The sequence below is a fragment of the Kaistella montana genome (genome assembly GCF_024436175.1).
Taxonomy (GTDB): Bacteria; Bacteroidota; Bacteroidia; order Flavobacteriales; family Weeksellaceae; genus Kaistella; species Kaistella montana.
This window is the reverse complement of the sequence record NZ_JANFQP010000001.1, coordinates 1166642-1185188: the sequence shown is the minus strand read 5'-3', so window position 1 is coordinate 1185188 and position 18547 is coordinate 1166642. Positions and strand designations below refer to the sequence as shown.

Genomic DNA, 18547 nt, shown 5'->3' with positions numbered 1-18547 from the left:
TCCCGTTCATGACGAACGGGATTTTTTATTTTATTGTAATAGATTACATCGGCACTTGTTCTTCATCGCCGGCAGTGTTGCTGTTGATGTCTTTTTTGCGTTTCGGCTGTTCCACTTTGTCACCTTGTTTGAAACGGTAGCTCAATGAAATGCTGAACTGGCGCGGTTGCCACTGCATGAAGCTGTATTGTGAATACGATGGAGTGGTAACGAAGTTTTCTCTAGCTCTGGTATTGAAAATATCCTGAATGTTGAAAGAGATGGTTCCGTTGCCTTTCCAGATGGTTTGGCTGGCTCCTAAATTCACGGCGTACATTGCTTTACTTTGGGTAGAAACCGTGTTTTGGGCACCACGATAGAATCCTTGGATTTGGAAGCTTGTGGTTTTGGTTGGTTTGAAGGTATTGGTCAAACGGAATCTGGAAGAGAAACCGTCTCCGGAGAAATCGAAATCTCCATAAGAACCTTCATTTTTGTATCCGAAAACATTAGCGCTTGCCATGATTTTCCACCATTTGAATGGGTCATAGCTTGCGTTAAGGTCTAAACCATATTGGGTTTCAGTTCCTGCATTTACCGGCATGGTGTAGATGACGGTGTTTCCTTGGTCGTTTACACCACTGTATTGGTACATATTCACTTCATCTTCCGATTTTTTGTAATATAAAGTCGGATTAAAGGTCACTTTGCTTTTCGATAAACTGTAGCCTAATTCGAAAGAGTTTTCATAAGTAGGATTCAGATCCGGGTTTCCGCTGAAAAGGTTTCTGTTGTTGTTATACGACATAAACGGAATCAGGAAGAAAGAACGCGGACGGTTGATTCTTCTGGAATAATTCAATAATAATTGATTGTTTTTACCTAAATCGTAACTTAAGAAAACAGAAGGGAAAAACTTCAGATAGTTTTTAGGAACGCTAATTTGTTCGGCGTCAGTCATTCTTTTAAAATCAACATTGATGTCGGTGTTTTCAGCTCTTAAACCAACTTGATACCCGAAATTATTGATTTTGCTTTTGAATTGCGCATAACCAGCAAGAATGTTTTCGTTGTAGAAAGTAGTACTGGTAAAGTTGGGTAAAATGCTTATTGGGCCGTTGTTTTGGCTTTGATCTACATAATAATCGTAGTCGTTTTTGTTGGAATCAAATCTTGCACCGGCTTCCAATTTTGAAGCTTCACCGATAGGCAATTCGTAATCAGCTTTCGCGAGGAAGGTGGTGTTTACGGAATTGGTAAGGATGTTGTTTAAAGTTTTGGTAGCCACATCAAATTCGTTGTCGTAGCCATTTTCGGTGATTATAGAAGTTCCGTCGCTTTTATTTTTTTGGTAGCTGGTCGCTAAAGAGAGCAACTGGCCTTTATCTCCAATTTTTTGTTCAAAACCTAAATCTGCCTGGAAAGAATTATTGGTATTGGTTCCAGAATTCAATCGGTTGGTGTATTGATCTTGAAGGATATAAGGTACATTCGGATAGCCGATAGCGTTTCTGTCTTTGATGATGACATTGTCAAAATAATCGGTTTGTCCTGTAGATTCATTATTGAAGTTTCTGAACATTACCGATGCGTTCAAAGAAGATTTTTCGGTAACATCTACCACAAAACCGGTCGTTACGTTGTAGTTTTTGTTTTCGCCTTCGTTGATTCCGTTTTGGATGGATTTCATAGAGAAACCATCATTCAAATTCTTAGGATCGAGGTAAGAGTTGAATTCCGAATTGTTCTTGGATTTGTTTCTGTTGTAGCCACCGCCACCGTTGATGTAGTAAGTCCAAGCGCCTTTTCTCCAGCTGAGGTTGGTGTTCAAACGGGTATTCGGTAAATATCCCAAAGTACCTTCTACACTTCCGTTGAAACCTACTTTTTTAGATTTCTTAAGGATGATGTTCAAGATTCCCGCGGTTCCGCTGGCTTCGTATTTAGAAGAAGGATTGGTGATCACTTCAATTCTTTCGATTTGGTCTGCAGGGATCGATTGTAATGCATTCGCACCATCATCAATTCCAAGCATGGAAGAAGGTTTCCCGTTGATTAAAAATTTAACGTTAGAATTACCTCTCATCGATACCGTACCGTCGGTATCTACATCCACAGAAGGCACATTGGCCAAAACATCCTGAAGGTTTCCACCTTTTGCCACGATGTCGAGGGAAGGATCATATACTTTTTTATCGATTTCCACTCGGTAAGGTTTTACAGCTTGCGCGGTAATTACCACCCCTTGGATATCTTGTGTTTTGGTATTGGTAGCAGCAGCTTCAGCTTCAACCGAGAAACTTCCTAAGTTGCCTGCTGCGGTAATCTGTCTGTTAAGGGTTGATTTTTTGAAATCGATGGCCTCGATGGTGATGTCGTAGTTTCCTGGCGCCAAATCGAGGTTATAATCGCCTTTTTCATCGGTAAGTGTAGCGTCGCTGAAGAGTTTATCGGCTTTGTTGCTGAAACTTACAGATGCGTATGGAACCGGTTGGTTTTGTTTGTTAACGATTTTTCCGGAGACGTTTACTTTCTGTTGTGCGAAAGCTAAACTTGCAGCTCCGAGGACGAATAAGAGTCCTAAAGTTCTTTTTCTGATAATTGATGAAATCTCAATTTTGTCTGTCATATCTTTAGTTTATACTTCTATTGATGATTTTAATGGAAGCGGGTTAAATAAACAATTGTTTAATTAGTGTTAAATATTTATTAAATTAAAAAAGCTTGAAAGTTCTTATTTGATGTTTTTAGAATTCAGCCAATCCTGATAATCTTTTGCGTTTTTGGCGTGTTCAGCATCGCTTGCGGTGAAACGATGGTAGCCGAAACGATTTGGATCTGCTGCCATGAAAATGTAGTTGTTCTTTTCAGCGTTCAATACCGCGTCCACAGAACTTTTATCGGTCACGCAAATCGGTCCCGGTGGGATTCCTGCATTCGCATACGTGTTGTATGGTGACGGATGTTTCAAGTGTTTATAAAGCACTCTTTTGATCGGTGTGGTGAAGTTGGAATCTTTATTAATGGCATAAATTACCGTTGGATCACTTTGTAGTTTCATGCCTTTTCTGTAGCGATTCAGGTAGAGGCCTGCGATGGTTTTCTGCTCATCGGGTTTCCCTCCGGATTCTTTGTAAACGATGGAGGCGAGGGCATAAATTTGATCTCTGGTCAATCCGCTTTGGGCTTCTTTGGCTTTTCTTTCGGCAGTCCAGAACTCTTGATAATCGTCTTCAAATTTCTTGAAGAATTCCTTTGGAGTGACGGTCCAGAAGAAATTATAAGTATCGATAAAGAAATATTTTTTTAAGTCTTCGGCGTTGTTGTAGCCTTTCTGAACCGCAATTTCATTAAGATCTTTCACAAATCTCAGCGAGTCGAGTTCTGTTTTTTTGGTTACTCGACCTACCATTTGATAAACATCCCCGAAATCACCGATACGGTAGGTGTTTTCAGTTTGGTTTCCGGCTTTAATCATGTTCACCAAATGCGTGTTGCTGGTTCCCGATACGATGCGGTAACGCCCGGCTTTGAAGTAGTGGTCCATGTTTTTATTTTTCGCCACTTCCACAAATTGGTCTTTGTTTTTCAAGTAAGGCGAAATAGAGTCCACAATAGCGTTGAAATTGGCGGTATGAGGAATCAGGATATATCCTTCTTTTTCCACGTTGTTGCCGTAATATTTGCTGTAATATCGGTAGCCGAAAAAACCACCGATGAGAATAATAATCAGGGCGATGATTGCAAAAACGGAAGAACCTTTTTTCATAGTCTTGTTTGCTGTTTTTTTAATGCTTTGGGAAATGGTTAAAGTTTTATTTTCCCTTTAAATACTTGTTTTGCGGGGCCTTCGAGCCATACATTTCGGTAGGAATCTTGGTCTTTTTCAGCGTAAACTTTCAGCTTTCCACCTAAAACTTTCACTTGCACAGCGCTTTGATTTTTATCTTTCAAAAACACCAATGCAGCTGCTGTAGCGCCGGTTCCGCAACTGAAGGTTTCGTCTTCTACGCCGCGTTCGTAAGTTCGCACGAAGATTTCATTCTCGGAAATTTGTTCTACAAAATTCACATTGATTCCTTCCTTCTGGTAAGTCGAAGAATTTCTTATTTCGTTACCGTGTTGATAAACTTTATAGTGATCTAAATCTTCTACAAACTGAACGAAATGCGGCGAACCAGTATTTAATACAGAGTTTTCACCATCTTTGCTGATGTTTTCTACATCAATCATTTTTAGTTTTACGATGCCGTTGTGGATCTCCGCTTCATGCAATCCGTCGATGGCTTGGAAGTGGGTTCTATCTTCGAAAACATCGAGAAAATGGGCAAAAGCAACGATACATCTGCCACCATTTCCGCACATGGTACTTTCGTTTCCGTCGGAATTGTAGTACACCATTTTGAAGTCGGCGTGTTCGTCCGTTTCTAGGAGGATGAGGCCATCGCCGCCGATTCCGAAGCGTCGGTCGCAGAGTTTTTCGATCAGGTCTTTCTCTTTAGGGAACTGCAGGTCTCGGTTGTCGATCATTACGAAATCGTTTCCGGTGCCTTGGTATTTATAGAATTCCATGTCATGATAATTTGAGGAGGCAAAATTACGATAATTTTACATCAAATTCTGTGTATAGGTTTTCGTAAAAAAAGAGAGCGAATTCTTGTTGAATTCACTCACTTGGTTTTATTTATCTATTGCCTCTAAATCCCGAGTTGTTCGAGTTGCTTCTCAATGGAGTAGCTGGAGTGGCGGCAGGTTGGGCAGCTTGTGTATTCCCTGTTCTGAAACCTCCTTGATTCGTTGACGTTCTCGGAGCTGCAGGAGTTGTTGTACGAACGGTTTTGGTCGCAGTTCCGCTGTTTTGGTTGGTATTGTTTCGGAAACCGCTGTTGGAGCTGTTGCCGGTTCTGGTCGTGGTGGTTCCAGTTCGGTTGGTATTCCGAAGGGTGGATTGATTGTTGTTTCGGAAGGTTGCGGTGTTGGTATTGGTGCTTCCGGTGGCGCTGTTATTTTGTCTTACTACATAGATTCTTCGGTTGTTTTGCCCTACATAGTAAGGTACGCCGTTGTCATAGTAGTAATTCATATTTTCGCGATAGTAGTAACCATCGTTTCCGTAATATCCGCCGTATCCGTAGTAAGATTGAGGCGCATAGTAATACCCGTTGTTATAATAACCATCGTAATATGGGCTATTGTTGTTTGCATAACCATCAGTGTATGCAACACAAGAGGTTAAGCCTGCAAAGAGGATTAGGGCTGCGAAGTATTTTATTGTATTTTTCATTGTTTTAATGGGTGTTGATGTTCTTATTTTTTTTTCCATTCTATATAGCCAATGATGGCCATACCTGTAAAAACCAAATATTGTACCGAAGTAATTCCTAAACCTTTGTAAATCATCATCGGGATACAAATAAAGTCGCCAATAATCCAGAAAACCCAGTTTTCTATTTTTCGTTTTGCCATGAGCCACATTCCGACAAGGAAAATTGCGGTGGTTAAAACATCCAGCCAGTTCGCCCAATCGAGGTGATCGAGACCGAGCGTCACATTGTTCATCGAAAAATGATTGTCGATAAAAGGTTTGTAATAATACACCACTGTAACGAGTAGTAAGCTCAATATAAAAAGCAACGATGCATAAAGCCATTCCTTTTTGGTAGCCCAAGAAACATCGACGTGCACCTGATCTTCCGAACTTTTTGCCCAAAGAATCCAGCCGTAAATGCTCATTACCGTGTAGTAGAAATTAATCATCATATCTCCTAACAGCCCAAATTTGAACAGAATATAAACATACAATGCCGTAGAGATAATCCCGGTCGGATACACCCAAATGTTTTTTTTGATGGAGAAATACACACTCAGCAGACCAAAAATGGCCGCCACCGCCTCCAGAACGATTTGGTAGGTTTCGTAGGATTCATAAGGACGTAAGAAGAGTTCGTAGAAATTCATGTTTTCAAAGGTAAATATTTTATTTTCTATGGGTGAAAAGCATTGTTATTTATTATTTCTCTATGAAAATCAGAAAACTAAAGGGGTTTATTGATGTTTTGAAAAAGAAAAGTGACGAAAAATAGTTAATCATTACCAAATTTTTATATTTTTGGAAATCTTAAAAAAAATAAACATGTCGAATATTTGGATTAAAAAACCCATGGAAGCTTACGAAGCTGACGTAAAAAAAAGTGAGCTGAAACGGGTGCTTGGAAAATGGAGCCTTACCGCAATTGGAATCGGGGCAATTATTGGAGGAGGAATTTTTGTACTTACCGGTACTGGTGCTTACTACAATGCGGGGCCGGCTTTGGCGCTTTCTTTTGTAGTGGCGGGTATCGCCTGTGTTTTCGCTGCGTTGTGTTATGCGGAGTTTGCCTCTATTCTTCCGGTGGAAGGATCGGCGTATGCTTATGCTTACGGAACGGTGGGTGAAATTTTCGCTTGGATTATCGGGTGGGGGCTTATCCTCGAATATGCGATGGGATCGATGACCGTAGCGGTTTCTTGGTCGGGATATTTTGCCAAATTGCTCAAAATGTTCGGGCTTCATTTGCCTTATTGGATGACCACTGATCCGGCGACTGCTAAAAAAGCTTTTGGTGAAGCCACCAATCAAATTGCCAACGGAAATCTTTCTGTTGATAAGTTGAAAACTTTTCAAGAAACCATCAGCAATTTCAATGCAGCTCCGGAACTGTTCGATATGAAGATTTTCCTTAATCTTCCAGCATTGTTAATTGTTTTATTCGTGATTTCAATCTTAATCAGAGGAACCAAAGGTGCAGCGAAAGCCAATAATTTAATTGTAATCATGAAGGTTTCGGCCATTATTTTCGTGATTATCGCCGGACTTTTCTTTATCGATGTTCAGAACTGGACTCCATTTATTCCAGAAGCGACTACCATTACTGAAAATGGGGTTTCTCACTCAGCTTACGGTATTGGCGGGATTATAGCAGGAGCTTCTGCGATTTTCTTTGCTTATGTTGGCTTCGATGCCGTTTCTACTCAAGCGGGAGAAGCGATCAATCCGAAGAAGGATGTTCCTTTTGCGATTATCACTTCCTTGGTGGTTTGTACAGTTTTATATATCCTTGTTTCCTTGGTCCTTACCGGAATGATGCATTATACCGACTTTAATCCTTTGGGTAAATATCCGGATGCGATTAAGGCTCCGGTAGCTTATGCATTCGATGTTGCGGGGCAAGCTTGGGCAGGTTATATCATTACCATTGCAGCTACGGTTGGTTTAATTTCAGTATTAATGGTGATGATTATGGGACAATCTCGTATTTTCTTGGGAATGTCGAAAGACGGACTTATTCCTAAAACCTTTGCTAAAGTGAATCCTACCACGGGAGTTCCTACCAAAAACTTATTGATTTTAGGAGCGATTATCGCTGTTATAGCGTCTCTTACCCCGATTAATGATTTGGCGCACATGACCAGTTTCGGTACTTTGTTTGCCTTTACGATGGTGTGTGTAGCGGTTTGGGTGCTTCGTGTGAAACAACCTAATGTAGAAAGAAGTTTCAGAGTTCCTGCCTTACCGGTGATTGCAACTTTGGGAATTTTAATTAATGTTTACCTGATTTATAACCTCAGTAGAGAGGCTAAAATCTATTCATTTGCTTGGTTGCTGATCGGATTTATCATTTATTTCCTTTATAGCAAGCGAAATTCAAAACTACAAAACGGAGGTTACGGCGAAACCTTTAAAGCAGAAAAAATCCCATTGCAAGATGTGGATATCGATATCGACAACAAAAAATAGGACTCAAAATAAACTATTGAAATTTCCCGTCATTTTTGGCGGGATTTTTTATATTTTTGAACAAACAAAATTATGATGAGAAAAATGTCCTATCTACTCGTTTTAATGAGTATACACTTAGTCTTTGCTCAAAAGGAAGAATTCCAAACCCTTCTAAAAGATAAAATCTCTATTCGCGCGTTGCATATCTGGGATGGCAAAGTATGGTATTCAGGAACGGATTCTAAATTTGGGTATGTTAGTTTAAAAGATACTGCGGATAAAAAACAGCTCAGACTTTCCGATGAAAAGCTGGAATTTCGAACCCTGGCGCAGACTGAAGATGCGTTTTATGCCCTCAATATCGGTACCCCTGCAAAATGGTTTACCATTCAAAAAAAAGATCTGAAAGTCAAATTAAACATGATCGATACGACCAAAACCGTTTTTTATGACGCTTTTGTTTTTGATCAAGCTAAAAATCGAGGCATTGCGATCAGCGATCCCAATAAAGATGGAAGCAGCAGGAATCTCATTTTCACCTGTGATACATTTAATAATCCTAAGACAGACTTTCCTAAATATTTCTCGGGAGAAGCCCATTTCGCGGCAAGCAATTCCAATATTGCACTGAAGGGAAAGTGGGGGTGGATTGCCACTGGCGGTACGAAAGCCAGGGTTTTCAAATTCAATTGGAATCATCCTTTCACATGGAAAGTCTATGAAACCCCATTTACTCAGGGCACAGCTTCAAAGGGAATTTATTCCATTGATTTCTATGACAAAAACTTCGGTATCGCTGTTGGAGGAGATTATACCAAACAAGCCGAAAATATCGACAATATCGCCACTACCCACGATGGTGGAGAAACTTGGCAAATCCAGGCTTCCGGAAAGAATGGAGGCTATAAAACCTGTGTGAAATTTCGCCCAGAATCTAAAGGAAAAGATATTATCGCTGTGGGAGATCAAAATATTGAATTCTCCACTGATTATGGGAAAACCTGGACGACCATTTCAGAAGAAAAAGGGCTCTATGTTTGCGAATGGATGGATGCCAACACCTTGGTTCTTGCCGGCAAAAACAGAGTCGTGAAAATGACGCTGCTTTAACCGAATGATTATTTTATACAAATCTGGTATAGGGAAGAAGTGTTTTTCCTTATTCCGGATTTCTTTTACCCCGTAAGTTTCTGACGGTTCCTGAGATGCTTGGTGTTTTCGGAAAATGTAATAAATGCGTCAATGAAAAAACATGCCTACAATTCAATAGTATCATGCCTATGACACTCCATTATCATGCCCATGATACTCCAGTTTCATCCTTATGATAATTTAGTTTCATTCCTATGACATTCTTGTGTCTCCAACATCTTCTTGCGGAATTGTTCGGGAATCCTTGCGGGTTGTTGCCGAAAAAAGGCATTTTTGGCAAGGATTCCGCAAGGAGTCTGCAAGGAGTCTGCAAGGAAACGGAAGGAAGACCTGTCTCAGAATAACGATAGAGGTTAATCAATCAATCCTGGAATAACGATATCTATTTTTTTGAAATGCGTTGTTTTTTGGGTGAAAATTTCTTGTATTTCTGGGAAGATGTGTATATTTGAGGGAAGTGGGGGATTTGTGGAATTCACTTACGTGAGTGGGTACATAGTGGAGACTTCGAAAAGCCGAGCAGTTGTTAATGAACATTATGAACTGAATATTGTATAAATGAAAACAAAGAAAACTAATCGGAATAGAGACAAAGATGCAATTGATATGATTGATTTATCAAATGAGAACAACCTTCCCCAATTCTTAAAATCTTTAAATAATGATTTCAACTGTAAAAAGTAGCATAGAATGAATTTGTTGTTTAATACAATTTTAGCAGATGGTTATACAAGTAATTCTCAAATCGCAAGATTATTGACAGAGAATTGGGTATTAAATAATTCATATTGCCCAAGCTGTGGAGAAAGACCATTAAATGAATTTGAAAATAATCGACCTGTCGCTGATTTTTATTGTAACAAATGTAATGAAGAATTTGAGTTAAAAAGTAAAAGTGGTAAATTATCAAATACAATTACTGATGGAGCTTACTTTACAATGATAGAAAGAATTAATTCAGAAAATAACCCAAATTTCTTTTTTCTTACATATACAAAACAATGGACAGTTAATGATTTTCTCATATATAAATATCGTAATATTGCAATATAATTATATATAACGTTATGGGAGTTACCAAAAAAGAGCATTTTACCACAGAACAGAACGAAATGGCAGTGTTGCTAAAGGCAATGGCACACCCGGCTAGAATTGCGATTATAGAATATTTGCTCACCACCAATACCTGCATCTGCAATGATATTGTGGACGTGTTACCTCTGGCTCAGCCCACGGTATCTCAACATTTGAGAGAGCTGAAGAACGCCGGAATTATCCAAGGAAATATTGATGGAAAGGCCATTAATTATTGTATCAACAAAGAAACAATCCAGAAATTCGATTCATTTATCGAGCATATTTTCTATAAAATGAATACGCTGGAAAACCCATCCTGTAAAAAATAAAAACGATTAAATTCATTCATCATGAAACTTTCAGAAATTAAAAACATCCTTACCCATCTTCAAGAATTGCATTTTGTTTTAGAAAACGGAGAGCAGGTTCCCGATCATTTCCATGTCACCGAAATTGGTCAAATCAACAAACGCTTCATCGATTGCGGAGGGGTAACGCGGGACGAGATTGCTATCAATTTTCAGTTATGGTTTTCCACGGATAACGATCACCGCCTGGAAGTTGATAAACTCAGAAAAATCATTGCGCTTTCTGAAGAAAAGTTAGGTTTGGAAGATGCAGAAATTGAAGTGGAATACCAACAGTCTACCATCGGAAAATTCGGTTTAGATTTCAACGGAAAAGAGTTAGTACTCACCACAAAAACCACTACTTGTCTCGCACAGGATGCTTGTGTAATTCCTCAGGAGAAACCCAAAGTGAAACTATCGGAGTTGAAGGCTAGCAGTTGTGCACCAGGTTCCGGATGCTGCTAATCAAGATAAATGTTGCTATTAGTTCTTTAAAAATATAAATAAAACTAAGGTATGTTTGAAAATTTAAAAAAAACCATTGAGGTCATTGCCATGATGCCGGTGTCTGAAGAGAGAAAGGAAATTTTGAAATCCCTTGTCGCTTTCATTCAAAAAAAAGCAGATGAAGGAGAACGAATTAACTTAAATTTCATTTGCACCCACAATTCCCGAAGAAGTCATCTTTCGCAAGTCTGGGCACAAGTAATGTCAGAGTATTTCAACATAAAAAATGTGTTCTGCTATTCCGGAGGCACCGAGTCTACCGCAATGTTCTCGAAAGTAGCTGAAACCCTTCGCAATCAGGGAATGGAATTCCAACAGCTTACACATACCGATAATCCTGTTTATACAGTAAAGTATGCACAAAATGCACACCCGATAATCTGTTTTTCCAAGAAGTATGATGATGCATTCAATCCGGTATCGGATTTTGCGGCCATCATGACCTGTTCCAATGCAGACGCTGGATGCCCATTCATCGCAGGAGCAGCGCAACGCATCGCTGTGAAGTTTGATGACCCCAAATCCAGTGACGGTACACAGGAAATGAACAACGTCTATGCTGAGAGGAGTCTTGAAATCGCTGCAGAGATGTATTATGTAATGAAATCTGTTCAATAGTTTTTGAAAGAAAATGATAGAACATTCATTCTAACTAAAAAACTAGTATTATATGTCTGCAAACAACTGCGCACCACACGAAAGAAAAAAGCTCTCTTTCTTAGACAAAAATCTGACGCTCTGGATCTTTTTTGCCATGTTCCTAGGAGTTGCTATCGGTTATTTCTATCCGAATTCTGCCAACTTTATCAATCGTTTCTCCTATGGAACTACCAATATTCCGCTGGCCATCGGACTCATTCTTATGATGTATCCGCCCTTTACGAAAGTTCGGTACAGGGAACTTCCGACGGTATTTAAAAACACCAAAATTCTTGGGATTTCTCTGCTCCTGAATTGGGTGATAGGCCCCATTCTCATGTTTGTTTTGGCTGTTGTATTTCTGCACGACCAACCAGAGTATATGATTGGCTTGATCCTGATAGGTCTTGCCCGCTGTATTGCCATGGTCATGGTATGGAATGAACTTGCGGAAGGAAACCGCGAATACGCAGCCGGATTGGTGGCCATCAATAGTATTTTTCAGGTGCTTTTCTATAGTGTTTACGCGTTCTTATTCATCAAGGTGTTGCCTCCATTATTTGGTATTACTGGTTCTGAAGTGGATATCACCATTGCGCAAATCGCTGAAAGTGTAGCCATTTATCTGGGGATCCCCTTTGTACTCGGTTTTTTAACAAGATATTTTTTGTTGAAAGCCAAGGGTGAAGAATGGTATCATACGGTTTTCATCCCGAAGGTTTCTCCGATTACTTTAATCGCCCTTTTATTGACCATTGTGATGATGTTCAGCCTAAAAGGGGAAATGATTGTACAGATTCCTTTTGATGTACTGCGCATTGCGGTACCCTTGGTTATTTATTTTGCACTGATGTTCCTTGTGGGTTTTTTTGTAGGGAAAAAGCTGGGTGCCGACTATTCTCAAAATGCGGCAATATCCTTTACCGCTGCCGGTAATAATTTTGAACTTGCTATCGCAGTAGCGATTGGCGTGTATGGGATCAGCTCAGGTCAGGCATTTGCCGGTGTAGTAGGGTCTTTGGTGGAAGTTCCAGCACTGATTGCTTTGGTCAATGTGGCTTTCTGGCTTAAGAGAAAGTGGTATCCGTAAAAAAAAACACTTGATATTTGTCAGCCGAGCAAAGGAAATAAATTCGCTATTTTTGCATTATGAAAACTTCTCTGATCAATAAATATAATATTCCCGGGCCACGTTATACTTCTTATCCTACCGTTCCTTTTTGGGACGAATCGGCTTTTACTGCTGATTTGTGGCAACAATCGGTCATCAGATCTTTCAATGAAAGCAATGATGCTGAAGGGATTTCAATCTATATTCATTTGCCTTTTTGTGAGCAACTTTGCACGTTTTGCGCGTGTCATAAACGCATCACGAAGCAACATTCCGTGGAAACACCTTATCTGGAAAGTGTGTTGAAAGAATGGCAATTATACCTTCAATTGTTTGGTAAAAAACCGAAGATTAAAGAACTTCATTTGGGTGGCGGAACCCCAACATTTTTCTCGCCTGAAAACCTTAGAATCTTATTGGAAGGAATTTTCGCACACGCTGAAATTGCCGAAAATCCGGAGTTTTCTTTTGAAGGTCATCCGAATAATACCACGAAAGCACATTTGCAAACGTTGTATGATTTAGGTTTCCGAAGATGCAGTTTTGGGGTTCAGGATTATGATCCACAGGTTCAGAAAGCCATCAACCGAATTCAGCCCTTCGAAAATGTGGAAAGAGTGACGAATTGGGCCAGAGAAATAGGCTACAAAAGCGTTTCCCACGATTTGGTTTTCGGACTTCCTTTTCATAATTGGGAGAAAATGGAATACACCATCCGCAAAACTTTGCAGTTAAAACCCGATCGTTTGGCGTTTTATTCTTACGCTCACGTTCCATGGATTAAAGGTGTTGGACAAAGAGGTTTTGATGAAAACGATTTGCCAAGTGGCGAAGAGAAAAGAAAACTCTACGAAAACGGAAAAAAACTCCTCGAAGAATTGGGCTACATCGAAGTGGGAATGGATCATTTCGCTTTGGAGCATGACGACCTTTATCAATCGATGGTTTCGGGAGATATTCACCGAAATTTCATGGGCTATTCGTCCAGCAAAACCCAGTTGATGATTGGTTTGGGAATGAGCGCGATCTCGGATTCTTGGTACGCATTTGCACAAAACGAAAAAACCGTTGAGGAATATCAGAAAAGAGTAGAAGAAGGGGTAATTCCTGTTTTCCGTGGTCATATTTTAAATGAAGAAGATCTTTTGATCAGAAAACATATTCTGAATATCATGTGCCGCCTCGAAACTTCTTGGGATGCTACAAACGTCTTTCCGGAGCTTGAAAATGCATTAGAAACTTTAAAGGAAATGGAAGACGATGGTTTGGTGGAGATTTCAGAAAACTCACTCAAAATCACTGATAAAGGTCGCGCTTTCACCCGAAATGTCGCGATGACTTTCGACTTGAGAATGATGCGCAACAAACCCGAAACCCGCATTTTCTCGATGACGATTTAATTTTGGAAATGATTTGATTTTTCAAATAATAATCACCTATTTATATTTTTTCTGAATTCAATAAAAGCGTGCGTATATTGTGATTTCATCACGATTTACGGACGTTTTTGTGGTTTTTTCTACTTAAAAAAATCAAAGCAAATTCTTTTGTTAAAATATTCTTAATTCTGCTGAAAATCATTATATTTGCCGACTATAATTTTAATGTTGTAAACTATTAACAATGCAAGGAAAAGGACTTATTACGCTGGTTGCGGTTATTTTGGGACTTATTTGTCTTAATGAATTGTTGCCAACTTGGTATGCTGGTAAAATTGAAAAGCAGGCAACTGAACTTGCTGGAGACAACCCGGCAAAGTATCAGAAAGAAATGGCCAGACTTTCTCAAGACACCCTAAATCTCGGTTTCACAAAGCTTTATTATACCAAAGCAAAGGAAAAAGAAATGAAGCTTGGTCTGGATTTGAAAGGAGGGATCAACGTTTTACTAGAAATCAACCAAAGAGATTTAGTGAACGGGTTAACCAACTATTCGCCCAACCCAATTCTTTTGGAAGCTTTGAACAGAACTGATGCTGTTCAGAAAAACTCTACCAAAACTTATATTGAGAATTTCTTCGTTCAATTCGATTTGGTGAACAAAGAAAAAAATACCAACCTAAAACTTGCAGATCCTGAAATCTTCGGGAATACCAATCTGTCTGAAATTAAATACAACTCCTCTGATGATGAAGTGAAAAATATCATCAGAAGAAAAATTGAAGCTTCTGAAGGTTCTGCATATGAAGTTATCAGAACCCGTATTGATAAAATGGGGGTAACCCAACCGAACGTACAAAGAGTACCGGGAACTGGAAGAATTTCTGTAGAAATGCCGGGGATTAAAGACATCGACCGTGTAAAGAAAATGCTTCAAACTTCTGCGAAACTTCAGTTCTGGGAAGTGCAGCAAGTACAAGAAGTAGCTCCTTATTTCCAACAATTAACTACCGTAATCGCTGCAAACGGAGATTCTATCGGAGTGCCTAAAAGCACTAATTTGATGAACTTGCTTCAGTTGAATACGCTAAGAGCTAATGGTGTTGCTAACATCAAACTTTCTGATACAGCGATTGTTAATAAAATTCTGAATTCAGAAATTGCTAAAAAACAACGTCCAGCAAACATTAAATACACCCAATTTATGTGGGGGTACAAACCGGAAGCTACCGATCCAAATAATTTGGTATTGTACGCCATCCGTGGAAATATCACCCAAAAAGCTCCAGTGGACGGTGCAGTAGAATCTGCAAGAGTAAACTATGACGAACTTGGAAGAGTAGTGGTAGATATGCAAATGGATTCTAAAGGATCTAAAGACTGGAAAACCCTTACCGGTAAAAACGTAAACAAACCGGTTGCTGTAACTTTGGATAACGTGGTTTATACCGCTCCAAACGTAGTGAACGAAATTCCAAACGGAAGAACTCAGATTTCAGGAAACTTCTCTCAACAGGAAGCTCAAGATTTAGTGGACGTGTTAGGTGCTGGTAAATTGCCTGCAAGTGCTAAAATCGTTCAAGCAGATGTTGTTGGACCTTCATTAGGACAAGAATCCATCAGTGCTGGAATGCTTTCTTTCGGTATCGCATTCTTAATTATCATTGCATATATCATTTTCTATTATGGTGGAGCAGGTGTTTATGCGGTAATCGCAATGATCATCAACCTTTTCTATATTTTCGGAATTATGGATTCGGTGGATGCAACTTTAACACTTCCTGGGATCGCGGGTATCGTATTATCAATGGCGATGGCGGTGGATACCAACGTAATTATTTATGAAAGAACCAAAGAAGAACTTTTCGCTGGTAAAAGTATCTTAGAAGCATATAAAGATGGTTTCAAACATGCACTTTCTGCGATCGTCGATGGTCACCTTACCACGATTCTTACCGCAGTAGTGTTGTACATCTTCGGAACCGGACCAATCAAAGGTTTCGCGGTAACATTAATCATCGGTATCTTAATGACTTTCTTTACCTCGGTATTGCTTTCGAGAGTAATGATTTTCTCAAGATTACACAAAGGAAAAGGTCTTTCAGTATGGACTGCTCCAACCAAAAATCTATTCAGAAATATCTGGATCGATTTTATCGGGAAAAGAAAATACGCTTATATCATTTCAGCAATTCTTACCATTGCAAGTTTAATTTCAATCTTCACGAACGGATTTAAATACGGAATCGATTTCACAGGTGGTAGAAACTATGTGGTGAGATTCGAAAAACCAGTTGACGGAAATGTAATTGAAGAAAAATTGCTACAAATCTTCAAAACTGCCGATAACAAAAACTCATCAGTAGAAGCGAAAACTTTTGGTAGCGATAACCAACTGAAAATTTCGACCGATTACTTGATCGACGACGAATCTTTGAAAGCGGATCAAACGATTGAAGAGAAATTATTTGAAGGCTTGAAAGCTGACCTTCCGGCGAATATGACTTTGCAGGATTTCAAATCAGCTGACAAAGACCACGCAGGTATTGTATCTTCAACCAAAGTAGGTCCTACCGTAGCGGATGATATCAAAACCGGTGGTACACTTGCACTCATTGCTGCTTTGGCGGGTATTTTCCTCTACATCTTATTGAGATTCCGCAAATGGCAATTCTCTTTAGGTGCTGTAGCTGGTCTTGCTCACGATGCGATCATCATTTTGGGGGTATATTCGTTCTTACACAAATACATGCCGTTCAATATGGAGATTAACCAAGATTTCATCGCGGCGATTCTTACCGTTCTCGGATATTCAATTAACGATACGGTAATTGTATTCGACAGAATCCGTGAGTATTTGAGAGAGAAAAAATCCATAACTTTAGCAGGTTTGTTTGATGATTCAATCTCCAGTACTTTGGGTAGAACGTTCAACACCTCATTCACCACAATTCTTGTGATTTTGGCCATCTTCATTTTCGGTGGAGATAACTTGAGAGGATTTATGTTCGCCTTGTTATTGGGTATTGGATTTGGTACTTATTCATCCATCTTTATCGCTTCCGCAATCGCTTACGACTTCCTGAGAGGGAAAGGAAAAGAAGAAGCAGTTCACGGTAAAACTTCCGTAGATAAAGAAATTGTTTCAAAACCTAAAAAAGCTTAAAAAACTTTTATTACTATACAATGTCCTTCGAAAGAAGGACATTTTTTATTTTAAAAAAATTGAGAAAGTTATTTTCACAAAAACTATCTTTGTAATACATGAAAAAGAATCAGAAATCCGCGGCGATAGGTTTTATATTTATTACCCTCCTCATCGATATTACCGGTTGGGGAATTGTAATTCCGGTGGTTCCTAAACTTATTCAGGAACTTATTCACAATCCTGATCTCAGTGTTGCATCGCAATATGGTGGTTGGTTGAGTTTCGTGTATGCGGGAATGCAGTTTGTGTTTGCTTCTGTTTTAGGAGGTTTAAGCGATCGTTATGGTCGTCGTCCGATTATCCTGTTTTCGCTTTTGGGTTTCTCTCTTAATTTTATGATTCAGGCGCTCGCTCCGACGATTTTCTGGCTTTTTGTAGGTAGAATATTTTCCGGAGTTACCGGCGCGAGTATTACTACCGCAAGTGCTTATATCGCTGATATTTCAACCGACGAAGACCGTTCGAAGAATTTCGGAATGATTGGAGCTGCTTTCGGTTTAGGTTTTATCATTGGACCAGTCATTGGTGGAGTTTTAGGTCAGTATGGAGCGCGAATTCCTTTTTATGCTGCCTCTGCTTTATGTTTGGTGAATTTCTTTTATGGCTTGTTGATCCTTCCTGAAAGTTTAGACAAAGAGCACCGCCGTCCGTTCAACTGGAAACGTGCGAATCCTGTAGGATCGTTGCTTCAATTGCGTAAATACCCACAGATTCTAGGACTTATTGCCGCCCTTATTTTCGTTTATATTGCAGGTCATGCAGTACAAACCAACTGGACTTTCTTCACCATGTATAAATTCAACTGGACTGAAACTTTAGTTGGAATTTCACTCGGTGTTTCGGGTTTTATGGCTGCTTTGGTTCAGGGATATTTAATACGTTTTATTCAACCTAAATTAGGCAACGAAAAAAGTATTTTCTACGGCTTATCCCTTTATGCGGTCGGAATGTTGCTTTTTGCATTCGCCAGCGAAAGTTGGATGATGTTCGCCTTCCTCATACCTTATGGATTGGGAGGAATTGCCGGTCCGGCTTTGCAATCGGTGATTTCTTCAGAAGTTCCGAAGAATGAACAAGGAGAATTACAAGGCGCTTTGGCGAGTTTGGTGAGTTTAACCGCGATCGTCGGTCCACCTTTGATGACCAATATTTTCTATTATTTCACCCACGATGATGCACCCTTTAAATTTCCAGGAGCACCATTTTTTCTTGGATTTTTATTAATGGCCATCAGTACGGTGATTGTTTATCGTGTCTTTCGGAAGAAGCAAATTTAATTTTAGGATTAAGTTACAAATCACTTATGGATTCATTTTTTTGCTTGAAGATTTAAAGCAAGCAAAAATTTTTACCGAACTTTGACGAATTTAAAATCTTTCACATTAT

15 protein-coding genes are annotated in these 18547 nt (G+C 39.4%); 10 read left to right on the top strand and 5 right to left on the bottom strand.

All coding sequences use genetic code 11. The features are described 5' to 3' along the window. Positions 1–43: 43 nt before the first annotated feature. The 5 genes from NOV28_RS05435 to pnuC all read right to left on the bottom strand — a co-directional run bounded on the left by NOV28_RS05435 (position 44) and on the right by pnuC (position 5937). Positions 44–2608 (bottom strand): TonB-dependent receptor domain-containing protein, encoded by a 2565-nt coding sequence (locus tag NOV28_RS05435; RefSeq protein WP_255928371.1) that lies wholly within the window; start codon positions 2606–2608, stop codon positions 44–46. Between the two features lie 105 nt (positions 2609–2713). After that, positions 2714–3748 (bottom strand): endolytic transglycosylase MltG, encoded by a 1035-nt coding sequence (gene mltG, locus NOV28_RS05430; protein WP_255928369.1) that lies wholly within the window; start codon positions 3746–3748, stop codon positions 2714–2716. Between the two features lie 38 nt (positions 3749–3786). Beyond that, positions 3787–4551: a diaminopimelate epimerase gene (dapF, locus tag NOV28_RS05425; RefSeq protein ID WP_255928367.1), complete on the bottom strand. Its 765-nt coding sequence runs from the start codon at positions 4549–4551 to the stop codon at positions 3787–3789. A 112-nt stretch (positions 4552–4663) separates the two neighbouring features. Continuing rightward, on the bottom strand, positions 4664–5263 hold the full coding sequence (locus NOV28_RS05420; protein WP_255928365.1) for a hypothetical protein: 600 nt from the start codon (positions 5261–5263) through the stop codon (positions 4664–4666). 23 nt (positions 5264–5286) lie between these two features. Beyond that, on the bottom strand, positions 5287–5937 hold the full coding sequence (gene pnuC / locus NOV28_RS05415) for a nicotinamide riboside transporter PnuC (RefSeq protein ID WP_255928363.1): 651 nt from the start codon (positions 5935–5937) through the stop codon (positions 5287–5289). 175 nt (positions 5938–6112) lie between these two features. Between pnuC and NOV28_RS05410 the strand changes: the two genes are divergently transcribed. From NOV28_RS05410 to NOV28_RS05365, 10 genes are all read left to right on the top strand, one after another. Next, positions 6113–7756 (top strand): APC family permease, encoded by a 1644-nt coding sequence (locus NOV28_RS05410; protein ID WP_305119988.1) that lies wholly within the window; start codon positions 6113–6115, stop codon positions 7754–7756. Between the two features lie 84 nt (positions 7757–7840). Then, positions 7841–8848 carry a WD40/YVTN/BNR-like repeat-containing protein gene (locus NOV28_RS05405; protein WP_255928361.1) on the top strand — a complete coding sequence of 336 codons (1008 nt, stop codon included), beginning with the start codon at positions 7841–7843 and terminating at the stop codon, positions 8846–8848. Positions 8849–9580: 732 nt separating this feature from the next. Continuing rightward, positions 9581–9943: a DpnI domain-containing protein gene (locus tag NOV28_RS05400; protein WP_255928359.1), complete on the top strand. Its 363-nt coding sequence runs from the start codon at positions 9581–9583 to the stop codon at positions 9941–9943. 14 nt (positions 9944–9957) lie between these two features. Next, on the top strand, positions 9958–10296 hold the full coding sequence (locus tag NOV28_RS05395) for an ArsR/SmtB family transcription factor (protein WP_255928357.1): 339 nt from the start codon (positions 9958–9960) through the stop codon (positions 10294–10296). A gap of 21 nt (positions 10297–10317) precedes the next feature. After that, positions 10318–10782 carry a DUF6428 family protein gene (locus tag NOV28_RS05390; protein WP_255928355.1) on the top strand — a complete coding sequence of 155 codons (465 nt, stop codon included), beginning with the start codon at positions 10318–10320 and terminating at the stop codon, positions 10780–10782. Between the two features lie 51 nt (positions 10783–10833). Further along, positions 10834–11442, top strand: a complete 609-nt coding sequence (locus tag NOV28_RS05385) for an arsenate-mycothiol transferase ArsC (RefSeq protein WP_255928353.1) — start codon at positions 10834–10836, stop codon at positions 11440–11442. A 52-nt stretch (positions 11443–11494) separates the two neighbouring features. Continuing rightward, entirely contained in the window at positions 11495–12553 is a 1059-nt protein-coding gene (gene arsB, locus NOV28_RS05380) for an ACR3 family arsenite efflux transporter (protein ID WP_255928351.1), read from the top strand. A 59-nt stretch (positions 12554–12612) separates the two neighbouring features. Beyond that, positions 12613–13974: an oxygen-independent coproporphyrinogen III oxidase gene (gene hemN / locus NOV28_RS05375; protein ID WP_255928349.1), complete on the top strand. Its 1362-nt coding sequence runs from the start codon at positions 12613–12615 to the stop codon at positions 13972–13974. A gap of 223 nt (positions 13975–14197) precedes the next feature. Next, positions 14198–17119 carry a protein translocase subunit SecD gene (secD, locus tag NOV28_RS05370; RefSeq protein ID WP_255928347.1) on the top strand — a complete coding sequence of 974 codons (2922 nt, stop codon included), beginning with the start codon at positions 14198–14200 and terminating at the stop codon, positions 17117–17119. 98 nt (positions 17120–17217) lie between these two features. Next, entirely contained in the window at positions 17218–18438 is a 1221-nt protein-coding gene (locus tag NOV28_RS05365) for a TCR/Tet family MFS transporter (protein WP_255928345.1), read from the top strand. Positions 18439–18547 lie beyond the last annotated feature (109 nt).

Excerpts from the sequence above, each read along its gene's own strand:
- arsB (WP_255928351.1), top strand. The coding sequence starts at position 11,495 with ATGTCTGCAAACAACTGCGCACCACACGAAAGAAAAAAGCTCTCTTTC.
- NOV28_RS05365 (WP_255928345.1), top strand. The coding sequence starts at position 17,218 with ATGAAAAAGAATCAGAAATCCGCGGCGATAGGTTTTATATTTATTACC.
- NOV28_RS05405 (WP_255928361.1), top strand. The coding sequence starts at position 7,841 with ATGTCCTATCTACTCGTTTTAATGAGTATACACTTAGTCTTTGCTCAA.
- NOV28_RS05435 (WP_255928371.1), bottom strand. The coding sequence starts at position 2,608 with ATGACAGACAAAATTGAGATTTCATCAATTATCAGAAAAAGAACTTTA.
- NOV28_RS05395 (WP_255928357.1), top strand. The coding sequence starts at position 9,958 with ATGGGAGTTACCAAAAAAGAGCATTTTACCACAGAACAGAACGAAATG.
- NOV28_RS05390 (WP_255928355.1), top strand. The coding sequence starts at position 10,318 with ATGAAACTTTCAGAAATTAAAAACATCCTTACCCATCTTCAAGAATTG.
- dapF (WP_255928367.1), bottom strand. The coding sequence starts at position 4,551 with ATGGAATTCTATAAATACCAAGGCACCGGAAACGATTTCGTAATGATC.
- hemN (WP_255928349.1), top strand. The coding sequence starts at position 12,613 with ATGAAAACTTCTCTGATCAATAAATATAATATTCCCGGGCCACGTTAT.
- mltG (WP_255928369.1), bottom strand. The coding sequence starts at position 3,748 with ATGAAAAAAGGTTCTTCCGTTTTTGCAATCATCGCCCTGATTATTATT.
- NOV28_RS05400 (WP_255928359.1), top strand. The coding sequence starts at position 9,581 with ATGAATTTGTTGTTTAATACAATTTTAGCAGATGGTTATACAAGTAAT.
- secD (WP_255928347.1), top strand. The coding sequence starts at position 14,198 with ATGCAAGGAAAAGGACTTATTACGCTGGTTGCGGTTATTTTGGGACTT.
- NOV28_RS05385 (WP_255928353.1), top strand. The coding sequence starts at position 10,834 with ATGTTTGAAAATTTAAAAAAAACCATTGAGGTCATTGCCATGATGCCG.
- NOV28_RS05410 (WP_305119988.1), top strand. The coding sequence starts at position 6,113 with ATGTCGAATATTTGGATTAAAAAACCCATGGAAGCTTACGAAGCTGAC.
- pnuC (WP_255928363.1), bottom strand. The coding sequence starts at position 5,937 with ATGAATTTCTACGAACTCTTCTTACGTCCTTATGAATCCTACGAAACC.
- NOV28_RS05420 (WP_255928365.1), bottom strand. The coding sequence starts at position 5,263 with ATGAAAAATACAATAAAATACTTCGCAGCCCTAATCCTCTTTGCAGGC.